This window comes from Actinoplanes sp. NPDC051343, from assembly GCF_044455125.1.
Taxonomy (GTDB): Bacteria; Actinomycetota; Actinomycetes; order Mycobacteriales; family Micromonosporaceae; genus Actinoplanes.
The window spans coordinates 130,518-143,200 of the sequence record NZ_JBITEL010000009.1 but is presented as its reverse complement, the minus strand read 5'-3'; the positions used below and the strand labels follow the sequence as shown (position 1 = coordinate 143,200).

The following is a 12,683-nucleotide window of genomic DNA, read 5'->3' as shown; positions in this document are numbered from 1 at the left end:
ACCCGGTGTCCTCAAATGTGGGACGACCGTCCCACGATATGAACAACGTTATTTCTTGAATCGCTGGTGAGGCCGTACTTTTGTTGCTTATGAGGATCGGCATTGTGGGCGCGACCGGACAGGTGGGCGGCGTCATGCGCCGCATCCTGGCCGAGCGCGAGTTCCCTTCTGAGCAGCTTCGGCTTTTCGCGTCGGCGCGCAGCGCGGGTCGCACGCTCCCCTGGAAGGGCGGCGAGGTCACCGTCGAGGACGCCGCGACCGCCGACTTCGGCGGACTCGACATCGTCCTGTTCTCGGCCGGCAAGGGCAGCTCCAAGGAGTACGCGCCGCGCGTCGCCGAGGCCGGTGCGGTCGTGATCGACAACTCGTCGGCCTGGCGGATGGACCCGGACGTGCCGCTCGTCGTCTCCGAGGTCAACCCGGACGCCGCGAAGCACCGCCCCAAGGGCATCATCGCCAACCCCAACTGCACGACGATGGCCGCGATGCCGGTGCTGCGGCCGCTGCACGACGAGGCCGGGCTGGTCGCGATGATCGCCACCACCTATCAGGCGGTCTCGGGTGCCGGGCTGGCCGGCGTGGCCGAACTCGACGAGCAGGTCAAGAAGGTCGCCGACCGGGCCGCCGAGCTGGCCTTCGACGGATCGTCGGTCGAGTTCCCGGCGCCCCGGTCGTTCCCGCAGCCGATCGCGTTCAACGTGATCCCGCAGGCCGGCAACTTCGTCGACGACGGCACCGGCGAGACCGACGAGGAGCAGAAGCTCAGCAACGAGAGCCGCAAGATCCTCGACATCCCGTCGCTGCTCGTCTCGGGCACGTGCGTGCGGGTCCCGGTCTTCACCGGGCACTCGCTGCAGATCAACGCGCGGTTCGCGCGGCCCCTGTCGCCCGCGCGGGCCCGCGAGCTGCTGGCCGCCGCACCCGGCGTCGAACTGTCCGACGTGCCGACCCCGCTGCAGGCGGCCGGCCGCGACCCGTCCTATGTCGGGCGCATCCGGGTCGACCCGACGTCCGAGAACGCTCTGTCGTTCTTCATCTCCAACGACAACTTGCGGAAAGGTGCGGCTCTGAACGCCGTACAGGTAGCGGAGCTGATCGCCGCCGAGCTTGCCTGACCGACCGATTTCCGACCGCCCCGGCCTGAAGGCCGGGGCGGTTTATTTTGAGCCACGTTCGGGTTCCACAATGGAAATCTAGGACATTTTGCCCGAATCGGTGGCGGATGGTCGGTTTGAGAGGCAGAGTGATTGCATGAACGACAGTGGGCCCGTCGGAGACGCCTATTTCTGGTGCCTCCGACACAACCGGGTCGAGACCGGCGGCGACCTGTGCCCCGCCCAGTTTCGGCTTGGCCCCTACGCCACGGCTGACGAAGCGACGCGGGCACTCGACACGGTCGAGAAGCGCAATGCCGAGTGGGATGCCGAGGATGCCCGCTGGACCGGGGAGGACAGCTAACACCGTTCACCGGCTTTGAGTGTCCAAGCCGGAACTCGCAGTCTCCGGGCGGAGACGAGCCCGCAGTCATTCGCAAGGAGGAAACACCCTGATGGCTCCTGCCAGAAAAATACCCTTAAGACCGACAAAAGCCACAAATCCTTCGGGTACGCCGCCACGTGCGGCCTCAAACGCACGTAAGGCCGCTCCTTCCGGGGCGGCTACTTCTGGTGGTGGCCTCGCACGCGCGGGCGGCCCCGCGCGAAGCCGCAGCGCCGCCGAGTGGGTGATCGCCCAACGCGACGGCAGCGCGCCATCCGCGCCGGCGCCGTCCGCCTCGCGGTCGCCGTCGGTGTCCGTGTCGCCATCGGTGTCCGTGTCGCCGGCGTCGTCCGTGTCGGGGCGGAAGGCGGCTGCGGGTGCCGCGAAGTCGGGCACTGCGGCGAAGCCGAGAAATGCGGCGGCATCCGGGGCGAAGGCGACCGGGACCAAGGTTTCCGCTGGGGCGAAAACCGCTGCGGTGAAGGCGATCGGGGCCAAGGCCGCCGGTTCGAAGGCTGGGGCGGTGAAGGCTGAGGCGGTTCGGGCTGCGGGTTCCGCGGCGGTTGCTGCGAAGGGTGCCGGGTCGCGGGCGGCCGGTTCCAAGGTGGCCGGGACGCGGGCGGCCGGCTCGAGAGGTGCGGCGGTTACGCCTGCCGGGGCGGACAAAATGGCGGCGGTCGTGGACATCAAGTCGGCGGGACGAAAGTCGGCTAAAGCCGGTGCTGCCAAGGCGACCGTGACCAGAATGAATGCTGCGCGGACTGCGACCGCCACGGCGGGTGTTGCGAAGACGGCTGGGAGCAAAGTGGCCGGTGTGAAGAGGGCCGCCGGTGGCCGTCGGCGGGTTGCGGCGGCGGTCAGCACGGTGTCGGGGATTACCGCGCGGGCCGATGAGCCCACCACGACGGAACCGGCTGAGCCGCAGATGGCTGAGCCGACCGAGTCCGGGGTGGTGGCGCCTCCGACGCCCGGCACCGGCGCCGCGATGGCGGTGGTTGAAGGCCGCATCATCGCCGACCGAGTGGCCGAAGATGCTGCGGCGACCGAGTCGGCGGCGGCTCAAGGGGCGCCCAGCCGGAATGCCGCGGTGAAGAAGGCTACGGCGGCGAAGGGTGCGGCCCGGAAGGCCGCGGCAGCGACGAACGAGACCGCGGCCAAGTCGGCGGCGGCCAAGACGGCGGCGGGCAAGGCAGCGGCGGGCAAGTCGGCGGCCGGCAAGACGGCGGCGGGCAAGGCAGCGGCGGGCAGGGCGGCCGGCAACACGGCTGCGGCGGGCAGGGCGGCCGGCAACGCGGCTGCGTCGGGCAGGGCGGCCGGCAACACGGCTGCGTCGGGCAGGGCGGCCGGCAACACGGCTGCGGCGGGCAAGGCGCCCGGCAACGCGGCTGCGGCGAAGGCTGGTACGGCGAAGAGGACCGCCGCCAAAGTGGCGGCGAAGTCGACGGGGGCCGCGGCTACGGCGGCCAAGAGAGCGGCGGCGACGAACATGACAGCTGCGAAGAGCACGACGGCGAAGAAGACGGCCGCGGGAACTGCCGCGGCGGCCCGGAAGTCGGCGGCCGAAGCCAACCGGATGGCGGCCAAGTCGGCGGCGACGATGGCGAAGACCACCGGAGCCAAGGCGAACGCGGCCGCGCGGACCGCGGAGGCCAACATGGAAGCGGCCAGGGCGGGCGGGACCAAGGCGACGGCGGCGCGGGCCAGCGCCACCAAGGCCGGGGTGGCGGCCAAGAAGGCCATGGCCAAGGCGGCTGCAGGCAAGAAGACGACGGCTACGAAGGCGACCGCCACCAAGTCGGCCGCCGGGCAGGCAACGGCTGCCGGGCGCGCCGCCACAAAGGCCACCGCGTCGAAGGCGACGGCCGGCCAGGTGACGGCTGCGAAGCGCGCGGCGTCGAAGGCGACTGCGTCGAAGGCGACCGCTACCAAGGCGACCGCGTCTAAGGCGACGGCGGGGCAGGTCACGGCTGCGAAGCGTGCGGCGTCGAAAGCGAAGGCGACGGCGACGGCGTCGGCGTCGGCGTCGAAGGCTACGGCGGGGCACGCGGCGGCCGCGAGGCGTGCGGCGTCGAACGCGACCGCGTCGAAGGCTACGGCCGGGCAGGCGGCGGCTGCGAAGCGGGGCGCTGCGAAGGCGACTGCGTCGAAGGCGACTGCGTCGAAGGCGACCGCGTCGACGGCGACGGCTGGCCAGACGGCGGCCGCGAAACGTGCCGCGACGAAGGCGACGGCGTCGAAGGCGACGGCCGGCAAAGCTACTGCTGCGAGCCGCGCCGCGACGAAGGCGACCGCTACCAAGGCGACCGCCGGGAAGCGCGCCGGGACCAAGGTCACTGCGGCCAAGTCAACTGGCGTGAAGGCGACGGCGGCCAAGGCCACCGGGGCGAAGAGCGCGAGGGCGGCGGCAGCCAAGGCGACCGCGGCCACGAGTGCGCAGGCGACCGGCGCCAGGTCCACGGCCACCAAGGCGACGGCGGCCAAGACCGCCGCGGCCAGGAAGGCGACCGCTACCAAGCCGGCCGCGGCGGGGCGCGGGACGACCCGCCCGGCCGGCACCACCGCGGGCCGTGGGGGAGCGACCAAGGCCACAGCGGGGAGCAAGGCCACGGCGGGCCGTGGGGGTGCGAGCAATGCCACGGCGGGTCGCGCGGGTGCGACCAAGGCCACCGCGGGGCGTGCGGGTGCGAGCAAGGCCACGGCGGGGCGTGCGGGTGCGAGCAAGGCGACCGGGAGCCGGGCGGCAGACGCCACCAAGGCGGTCGCGACCAGGGTGACCGCGATCGGAGCGGGAGCGAGCAAGGCGACCGCTGGCCGGGCTGCGGCGAGCAAGGCCACCGCCGGCGCGGGGCGGGCCGGCGCGGCTGGGGCCCGGGCGGCCAAGGCGGGCAACGCGGCGGCCGGCCGGTCGGCGCGGGGTGGCGGGGCTGGCGAGGCGGCTGCCGTGCGGGCCCGCGCGGCCAAGAGTGCCAACGCCGGGCGGGCCTCCGCGACCGCCAAGAACTCGGCGACCAACGCGACGAAGGTGGTCAAGGCCGCTACGCCGGCCGCGGCCCGTCGGGCTGCTGCCGGGAATGCGGGTGGTGGGGCTTCACCGCGTACGGTCGCAAGCCGTAAGCGTGCCGCCCGGTAAGCCGGACGGCCGTTAGGCCGATGATCTCGGGGACGGAGTGTCAACTCCGTCCCCGACGGCGTTTGTCGGTGGGCGCTGGTAGGAATGGGCCGTGCCGATGAAAAGGGTTCTGGCGCCGCGGATCGATTTTTCGGTGTTGCGGCGCGAGTTGAAGCTGCCGGGGGAGTTCCCGGCCGAGGCGGCGGCCGAGGCCGAAGCGGCGGCGCGGCAGACGCCTGCGCCGGGGGTTGACCAGCGCGATGTGCCTTTTGTGACAGTTGATCCGGTGACCTCGCGCGACCTCGACCAGGCCATGCACCTGAGCCGGCGTGCGGGTGGCGGGTTCCAGGTTCGCTATGCGATCGCCGACGTGGCGTCGTTCGTGCGGCCGGGTGGGCCGCTCGAAACCGAGACCTGGGCGCGCGGGCAGACGATCTACCTGCCGGACGGCCGCATCCCGCTGCATCCGCCCGTGCTCAGCGAGGGAGCGGTCAGCCTGTTCCCCGACGTCGACCGGGCCGCCGTCGTCTGGACCATCAACCTCGACGCCGACGGCGCGATCGCCGACGTGCGGCTGGAGCGGGCGACCGTGCGGAGCCGGGCCAAACTCGACTACGTGGGGATTCAGGGCCTGGCCGACACGGGCCGTCTGCCCGAGCCGATCGCGTTGCTGCCCGAGTTGGGGGAGCTGCTGGCGGCCCGGGCGGCCGAGCGCGGCGCGGTCAACCTGCCGCTGCCCGAGCAGGAGATCGAGCCGGACGGCGACGGCTGGCGGCTGGAGCTGCGGGCGCCCGTGCCGATGGAGGAGCACAACGCGCAGATCTCGCTGCTCACCGGCATGGCCGCGGCGACGCTCATGCTGCGCGGCGGGATCGGGCTGTTGCGCACGATGCCGGCGGCCAGACCCGAGGCAGTCGACAAGCTGCGGGCGGCCGCCGGGTCGCTCGGGGTCGCGTGGCCGTCCGGGGCGTCGGTGGGCGCGGTGGTCGCGTCGGTCGACCCGGCGACGCCGCGCGGGGCGGCGTTCCTCGATCAGGCGGCCGAACTGTTGCGCGGGGCGGCCTACACGGCCTTCGACGGCTCGCCGCCGGCCGAGACCGGACACGGCGGGGTCGGCGCGCCGTACGCGCACGTGACCGCGCCGCTGCGGCGCCTGGCCGATCGATACGCGACGGAGACGTGCCTGGCGCTCTTCTCGGCCGGGGAGGTTCCGGCGTGGGCCCGCGAAGCGCTGCCGCGGCTGCCGAAGGCGATGGCCGACTCCGATCGCATGGCGGGCGGTGCGGCCCGGTCGGCGGTCGACCTGACCGAGGCGGTGCTGCTCGAGCCCCGGGTCGGCGAAACGTTCGACGCGGGGGTCGTCGACGTCGACGCGGCGTCCCATCATCGTCCGGCCGGCGGCACGGTCGCCGTCGACCAGCCGGCCGTCCGGGCACGCTGCGTGGGGTCGCTTCCGCTCGGCGAGCGGATTTCGGTACGCCTGGACACCGCCGATCCGGTCGCTCGCAAGGTCCTCTTCAGTTACGGTTCCGAATAGGCCGGCGGGCCGGATGACGACCTGGATCACCCGCTTCGACCCGCCGGCCGACGGGCTCCTCCGCGTCGCCGTCAAGGACGCGATCGACATGGCCGGCGTGCTCACGACGGCCGGGTGCGCGCCGTACGCGACCGGGCGGTCCTGGCCCCGGCGGACGCGTTGTGCCTGGCCGGGGTGCGGGCGGCGGGCGCTCACATCGTCGGGAAGACCACGCTGACCGAACTGTGCCTCAGCCCGGTCGGCGACAACGCGGTGTTCGGCATGCCGGCCAACCCGGTCGCCCCGACCGCATACCCGGCGGCTCGTCGAGCGGCAGCGCGGTGGCGGTCGGGGCCGGCGAGGCGGACGTCGGGCTGGGCACCGACACGGGCGGGTCGGTTCGCATCCCGGCCGCGTGTTGCGCGATCGTGGGGCTGAAGACGACGTGGGGGCGGGTGCCGACCGCCGGGGTCTGGCCGTTGGCGTCCGGTCTCGACACGGTCGGCCCGCTGGCTCGCGACGTCGCCGGGGTCGTGACCGGCATGCGCCTGCTCGAGCCGGGTTTCGCGGTGGCACCCGGTCCGGCCCGCGTGGTCGGCCGGCTGCGGGTGGAAGGCGTCGATCCGGCGGTCGAGGACGCCGTCGATGCCGCGCTCGACGCGGCCGGGTTCCGGATCCGCGAGGTGCGGCTGCCCGGCTGGGAGGCGATCTTCGACGCCTTCGACCCGATCCTCCAGGGCGAGTTCTGGCGGGCGAATCGGACGCTGCTCGGCGCCGACGGGGTCAGCGCGTCCGTCAACGACGGCCTGCACGCGGGCCGTGCCGTCACCGCCGATCGGCTGGCCGGAGCGATGTCCGCCCGCGCGAGGTGGCGGTCGACGGTCGCGGCGTTGTTCGATCGGGTCGACGTCGTGGCGCTGCCGACCCTGGTCGGGTTGCCACCGCTGCGGTCCGGCTACGCCGGCTTCCGGCTGACACAGCTGACCGCGCCGTTCAATCTCGCCGGTGTTCCGGCGCCGGCGATGCCGGTGCCGTCGCCGGGCTTTCCGATGCCGGTCAGCCTGCAACTCGTCGGGCCGGCGGGTGGCGAGGAGCTGCTCTGCGCGACCGGGCTCGCGATCGAGCGCGGAGGCTGGGCGTAGCGCTCGGGCGTGAGTCGGGACCGGCCACGGCGTAGTGCTCGGGCGTGAGTCGGGACCGGCCACGGCGTAGTGCTCGGGCATGAGTCGGCACCGGTCACGGCGGACGCGTAGTGCTCGGGGGTGAGTTGGGCTGCGGCCGCGGCGATGTTTTGGGGGAAAGATGTTGCCCCGGGCCCGCCCGGACAGCGGCGGCAGGGGGGTGACCACCCACCTGGCGCGGCCTGTCGAGGCGGGGCCGGTGCTGCCTGCGTACGTCTTTTAGAAGGTGTGTTCGGTGGCCGGGAACTCGCCGCTCCGGACCTCGTCGGCGAATTGTCGCGTGGCATCCGTGAGGATGCCGGCGAGGTCGGCGTAGCGCTTGACGAAGCGCGGGGCCTTGCCGGTGCGCATGCCCGACATGTCCTGCCAGACCAGCACCTGGGCGTCGGTGTCCGGGCCGGCGCCGATGCCGACCGTGGGGATCGGCAGCTCCTTGGTGATCGACTTGGCTACCTCGCCCGGAACCATTTCGAGGACGACCGCGAAGGCGCCCGCCTCGGCGACCGCGCGTGCGTCGGCCAGTACGGCTGCGCCCTCGTTTTCCCGGCCCTGCACGCGGTAGCCGCCGAGCGTGTGCTCGCTCTGCGGGGTGAAGCCGATGTGGGCCATCACCGGGATGCCGGCGCCGGTGAGGGCCTCGATCTGCGGGGCCACGCGCACGCCGCCCTCGAGCTTGACCGCGTGGGCGCCGCCCTCCTTCATGAAGCGGACCGCCGTGCGCAGGGCCTGCGCGGGGCCCTCCTCGTAGCTGCCGAACGGCAGGTCGGCCACGATCAGCGCGGTCTTGGTGGCTCGGACGACGGCCTTGACCAGCGGCAACAGCTCGTCGACGCTGATCTGGAGGGTGGTCTCGTAGCCGTACACATTGTTGGCCGCCGAGTCGCCGACGAGCAGGACCGGGATGCCGGACTGGTCGAAGATCGAGGCGGTGTACTGGTCGTACGAGGTGAGCATGGGCCAGCGGTCGCCGCGCTGCTTGGCATTTTGCAGGTCGCGGGTGCGGACTCGGCGAGTCGGCGGGCCGCCGTACAGAGTGGGTACCTCTGACATTTTGCTTCTCCTTCCCTCGAGGCCGCGTTGGCGAGCGGTCCCCGGGTCTAGAAATCGTCCCACCGTCCGAGGGCGCCGGCTCAGTGGACGTTGTCACACCCCTTCGCGGAACCGGTTGGTGATCGGCAGGCGACGGTCGCGCCCGAACGCCTTGCCCGAGATCTTGGTGCCCGGGGCCGACTGGCGGCGTTTGTATTCGGCCAGGTCGACCATCCGCAGCACCCGGTCGACCAGGGCCTCGTCGTTGCCGGCCGCGATCAGGTCGTCGCGGCCCATGTCGTGGTCGACGTACCCCGCCAGGATCGGGTCAAGCACGTCGTACTCGGGAAGCGAGTCGGAGTCCTTCTGGTCCGGCCGCAGTTCCGCGCTCGGGGGTTTCGTGATCGAGTTCGACGGGATCGGCGAGCCTCGCCACCGGGCCAGCCGGTAGACCATCGTCTTGGGCACGTCCTTGAGCGGGTTGAAGCCGCCGACCGAGTCGCCGTAGAGCGTCGAATAGCCGACCGCCAGTTCGCTCTTGTTGCCGGTGGTGAGGACGAGGTGGCCCTCCTGGTTCGACAGCGCCATCAGGATGACGCCGCGCACCCGGGCCTGGAGGTTTTCCACCGCCAGACCGGAGAGCGACAGGTTGGCGAGGAACGCGTCGACCATGGGCTGGATGGGTTCGACGCGGTAGTCGAGGCCGGCTCGTTTCGCCAGTTCGGCCGCGTCGTCGCGGGAGTGGGCGGAGGAATACCCGCTGGGCATCGAGACGCCGAAGACCCGGTCCGGGCCGAGCGCGTCGAGCGCGATGGTCGCCACGACCGCCGAGTCGATGCCGCCGGAGAGGCCGAGGATGACCGAGCGGAAGCCGTTCTTGTTGACGTAGTCGCGCAGGCCGAGCACCAGCGCCGACCAGATCTCCTCCTCGTCGGCGATCCGGTCCGCGATGCCGCCGTCGGCCTTGTCGCTTCTGCCGGGGCGGGCGTCGACCGCCGCGGTGACGCTGGTGATCGACATGCCGTCGTCGGCGGGCTGCTCGACGGGCGCCTGATTGGGGACGCTGTCGGCCGCCGGGAGCGACAGGTCCTGAACGAGTAGTTCCTCGGTGAACTGCCCGGCCCGCGTCAGCAACTCTCCACCGGCCGTGACGATCATCGAGTCGCCGTCGAAGACCAGCTCATCCTGTGCGCCGACCATGTTCACGTAGGCCACGGTCGCCCCCGCCTCGGCGGCCCGCCTCTTGACCAGCGGCAGCCGCACATCGTCCTTGTTGAGCTCGTAGGGCGAGGCGTTGATGTTGAGCACCATGCCGACCCCGGCCTTCCGTGCGGCGGTGAAAGGACCGCCCGCCTGCCACAGGTCCTCGCACACCGTCAGCGCGACGTCGACCCCGCCGAAACGTACGACGGTCAGCGCATTGCCCGGTTCGAAATAGCGGTTCTCGTCGAAGACGCCGTAGTTGGGCAGGTGGTGCTTGAAATAGGTGGCCACCACCTCGCCGCCGAGCAGCAGCGCCGAGGCGTCCCGCCGCTTCCGGCCCGGCGCCCCTTCGTGGTCGACGTAGCCGACCACGACCGCCAGGTCGCCGAGCCCGTCCGCGGCGAGATCCACGGCGAGCTGATACAGCGCGTTTCTCGAAGCGGTGACGAGCGACTGCCGGAACACCAGGTCCTCGATCGGGTAGCCGGTCAGCATCATCTCGGGGAACGCCACCAACTGCGCTCCCGCGTCGGCCGCCGACCGCGACCAGCGCCGCACGGAAGCCGCGTTGCCGGCGATGTCACCGACCGTGGAGTTGACCTGGGCCAGGGCGATCCGCAGCGTAGGCATGCCCTTATTCTTCCCCAAGGTGATCAGTGCCGGGCCCGCGCGTAACCTCTGCGTAACGGCACCGGGCAACACTGGGACTTTCTTTCTCTAGGGGTGGATGTGGACCGACAGCAGGAGTTCGTGCTTCGCACACTCGAGGAGCGCGACATCCGTTTTGTCCGCCTCTGGTTCACCGATGTGCTGGGCACCCTCAAGAGCGTGTCGGTCGCCCCGGCCGAACTCGAATCCGCGTTCGAGGAGGGCATCGGCATCGACGGCTCGGCGATCGAGGGCTTCGCCCGGGTGTACGAGTCCGACATGGTGGCCATGCCCGACCCCACCACCTTCCAGGTGTTCCCGTTCGAGGGCGGAGCGAGCGGCGAGAGCGCCCGGATGTTCTGCGACATCCTGCTGCCCGACGGCAACGCCGCCTGGGCCGACCCGCGCCACGTGCTGCGCCGTGCCCTGGCCCGGGCGGCCGAGAAGGGCTTCACCTTCTACACCCACCCCGAGGTCGAGTTCTTCCTGATCCAGGACGGCCCGCTCGACGGCGCGGTGCCGGTGCCGGTCGACACCGGCGGCTACTTCGACCACACCAACCACTCGGTGGCCCGCGACTTCCGGCGGCAGGCCGTGCTCGCCCTCGAACGCATCGGCATCTCGGTCGAGTTCAGCCACCACGAGGTCGCCCCCGGCCAGCAGGAGATCGACCTGCGCTACGCCGACGCGCTGACCACCGCCGACAACATCATGACGTTCCGGCACGTGGTCAAGGAGGTCGCGCTCTCCCAGGGGGTGCGGGCCAGCTTCATGCCCAAGCCCTACACCGACCAGCCCGGCAGCGGCATGCACACGCACCTGTCGCTGTTCGAGGGCGAGCGCAACGCGTTCTACGACGGCGACGACCCGGCCAAGCTGTCCAAGACCGCCCGCGCCTTCATCGCCGGTCTGCTCGTGCACGCCCGGGAATACACGGCGGTGACCAACCAGTACGTCAACTCGTACAAGCGCCTCTTCCCGCTCCAGCTCCCCAACACGATCACCGAGTCGCCGGCGTTCATCAGCTGGGGCCACCTCAACCGTTCGGCGCTGGTCCGCGTCCCCGCCTTCGGCAAGCCCAACTCGGCCCGCGTCGAGGTCCGCTCGATCGACTCGGCCAGCAACCCCTACCTGTCGTTCGCGGTCCTGCTCGGGGCCGGCCTGAAGGGCATCGAGGAGGGCTACGAGCTGCCGCCGGGCGCCGAGGACGACGTGTGGTCGCTGTCGCCGGCCGAGCGCAAGGCGATGGGCTACGACGCCCTCCCGGAAAACCTCTCCGAGGCGATCGACGTGATGAGCAAGTCGGAGCTGATCGCCGAGGTGCTCGGCGAGCACGTATTCGACTTCTTCCTCCGCAACAAGCGCTCCGAGTGGGAGCAGTACCGCCGCGAGGTCACGCCTTATGAGCGGCAGCGCTATCTTGCGCTCTGAAGTCGTTCACTAAGTCGTTGGGAGAGCCCGTGCTGCAAGATCTGCTCGAGGGCGCCGGCCGCAGCATCGTCTTCGGCATCGTCGGAATCGGCCTGATGGCCCTCGGCTACGTCCTGATCGACGTGCTGACGCCGGGCAGGCTGCGCGACCTGATCTGGGTGGAACGCAACCCCAACGCCTCGCTGCTGCTGGCCGCCAACCAACTGGGCATCGCGGCGATCGTCTTCACCGCCATCTTCACCAGCTACGACTCGTTCGGCCAGGGCCTGGCCTCCACCGTGATCTTCGGCATCGTCGGCATCGCCATCATGGGCCTGGCCTTCCTGGTCCTCGACTGGATGACCCCGGGCAAGCTGGGCGAGGTCATCTGCACCCCCGAGCGCCACGGCGGCGCCATGGTCAGTGCGGCGGCCCACTTCGGCGCCGCTCTCATCATCTGCGCCTGCATAGCCTGAAAACCTGGCCCGCTGGTCAGCGGGCTGCGATCGCGGCGTGCGGGCGCCTGGTCGGCGGACGGCCGGGTGGCGGTGCGGTGGTGTCGGCGGGGCGTTGCAGGCGCTCGACCTCGGTGAAGCCGGCCCGGGTGAGACGCCGGGCGAACTCGTCGACCGGCCAGAAGTAGGCGGTCGTCACCCGATGGTCGAACGGGCCGAGTTCCGGGCCGTCGAAGAAGCCGACCACCAGGGTCCCGCCCGGGGACAGGGCCCGGCGGAAGCCGGCGAGCACGGCATCGAGCTCGCCGGGCGGGCGGTGGATCAGCGAGTACCAGGCCAGGAGCCCGCCGGCCTCGTCGACGTCGTCCATCGTGCCCAGCCGGAATCCGACACCGGGGTGCGCGGCGCGGGCGTGGTCGATGAACTCGGGCACCAGGTCGATGCCGGTGACGTCGGCTCCCAGCGAGTGCAGGTAGCCGGTGATCTGGCCCGGCCCGCAACCGAGGTCGAACACCGGGCCCGCACACCCCGCGAGGTGCCGCCCGATGAAGGCCAGATCGTCGGCGTCCACCTGGTCGCTGCTGCCGAACAGGTCGATGTAAAGGTCGGCGACGGCGCCGTACGCCAGCCGCACCCGGTCCGTTTCCACCGTG

The 12,683-nt window shown here is 71.5% G+C and carries 12 protein-coding genes and 1 pseudogene; 8 read left to right on the top strand and 5 right to left on the bottom strand.

Going from position 1 to position 12,683, the window contains the following annotated elements; all coding sequences use genetic code 11:
- Positions 1-89 precede the first annotated feature (89 nt).
- Both ACIA5C_RS28575 and ACIA5C_RS28570 read left to right on the top strand, forming a co-directional pair.
- The gene (locus ACIA5C_RS28575) at positions 90-1,115 is read left to right on the top strand and encodes an aspartate-semialdehyde dehydrogenase (protein ID WP_396059942.1); all 1,026 of its coding nucleotides are present in this window, start codon (positions 90-92) and stop codon (positions 1,113-1,115) included.
- A 136-nt stretch (positions 1,116-1,251) separates the two neighbouring features.
- A complete protein-coding gene (locus ACIA5C_RS28570) occupies positions 1,252-1,458 on the top strand; it encodes a hypothetical protein (RefSeq protein WP_396059940.1) in 207 nt (68 codons plus the stop codon).
- 66 nt (positions 1,459-1,524) lie between these two features.
- Here ACIA5C_RS28570 and ACIA5C_RS28565 read toward each other — a convergent pair whose 3' ends face one another.
- Both ACIA5C_RS28565 and ACIA5C_RS28560 read right to left on the bottom strand, forming a co-directional pair.
- Positions 1,525-2,253, bottom strand: coding sequence for a hypothetical protein (locus ACIA5C_RS28565; protein ID WP_396059938.1), 729 nt, complete (start codon positions 2,251-2,253; stop codon positions 1,525-1,527).
- A gap of 285 nt (positions 2,254-2,538) precedes the next feature.
- Complete coding sequence (locus tag ACIA5C_RS28560; protein WP_396059936.1) at positions 2,539-3,858, bottom strand: hypothetical protein; 1,320 nt, start codon at positions 3,856-3,858, stop codon at positions 2,539-2,541.
- Between ACIA5C_RS28560 and ACIA5C_RS28555 the strand changes: the two genes are divergently transcribed.
- The 4 genes and pseudogenes from ACIA5C_RS28555 to ACIA5C_RS28540 all read left to right on the top strand — a co-directional run bounded on the left by ACIA5C_RS28555 (position 3,833) and on the right by ACIA5C_RS28540 (position 7,246).
- Positions 3,833-4,609 (top strand): hypothetical protein, encoded by a 777-nt coding sequence (locus tag ACIA5C_RS28555; RefSeq protein WP_396059934.1) that lies wholly within the window; start codon positions 3,833-3,835, stop codon positions 4,607-4,609. The two genes, ACIA5C_RS28560 and ACIA5C_RS28555, sit on opposite strands and share 26 nt — an antisense overlap.
- A gap of 91 nt (positions 4,610-4,700) precedes the next feature.
- Entirely contained in the window at positions 4,701-6,125 is a 1,425-nt protein-coding gene (locus ACIA5C_RS28550) for an RNB domain-containing ribonuclease (protein ID WP_396059932.1), read from the top strand.
- A gap of 13 nt (positions 6,126-6,138) precedes the next feature.
- On the top strand, positions 6,139-6,342 hold the full coding sequence (locus tag ACIA5C_RS28545) for a hypothetical protein (protein ID WP_396060640.1): 204 nt from the start codon (positions 6,139-6,141) through the stop codon (positions 6,340-6,342).
- A pseudogene (locus tag ACIA5C_RS28540) lies at positions 6,300-7,246 on the top strand (amidase). The gene ACIA5C_RS28545 and the pseudogene ACIA5C_RS28540 overlap by 43 nt, the downstream one beginning before the upstream one ends.
- Positions 7,247-7,504: 258 nt before the next feature.
- Here ACIA5C_RS28540 and panB read toward each other — a convergent pair.
- A complete protein-coding gene (panB, locus tag ACIA5C_RS28535; RefSeq protein WP_396059930.1) occupies positions 7,505-8,335 on the bottom strand; it encodes a 3-methyl-2-oxobutanoate hydroxymethyltransferase in 831 nt (276 codons plus the stop codon).
- A 93-nt stretch (positions 8,336-8,428) separates the two neighbouring features.
- On the bottom strand, positions 8,429-10,147 hold the full coding sequence (locus tag ACIA5C_RS28530) for an NAD+ synthase (protein WP_396059928.1): 1,719 nt from the start codon (positions 10,145-10,147) through the stop codon (positions 8,429-8,431).
- A 99-nt stretch (positions 10,148-10,246) separates the two neighbouring features.
- On the opposite strand from ACIA5C_RS28530, the gene ACIA5C_RS28525 reads away from it, so the two are divergent.
- Together ACIA5C_RS28525 and ACIA5C_RS28520 are read left to right on the top strand one after the other, a co-directional pair.
- Positions 10,247-11,596 (top strand): glutamine synthetase family protein, encoded by a 1,350-nt coding sequence (locus ACIA5C_RS28525; RefSeq protein WP_396059926.1) that lies wholly within the window; start codon positions 10,247-10,249, stop codon positions 11,594-11,596.
- A gap of 29 nt (positions 11,597-11,625) precedes the next feature.
- Positions 11,626-12,051, top strand: coding sequence for a DUF350 domain-containing protein (locus ACIA5C_RS28520; protein WP_396059924.1), 426 nt, complete (start codon positions 11,626-11,628; stop codon positions 12,049-12,051).
- Between the two features lie 16 nt (positions 12,052-12,067).
- On the opposite strand, the gene ACIA5C_RS28515 is transcribed toward ACIA5C_RS28520, so the two are convergent.
- Entirely contained in the window at positions 12,068-12,679 is a 612-nt protein-coding gene (locus tag ACIA5C_RS28515) for a class I SAM-dependent methyltransferase (RefSeq protein ID WP_396059922.1), read from the bottom strand.
- Positions 12,680-12,683 lie beyond the last annotated feature (4 nt).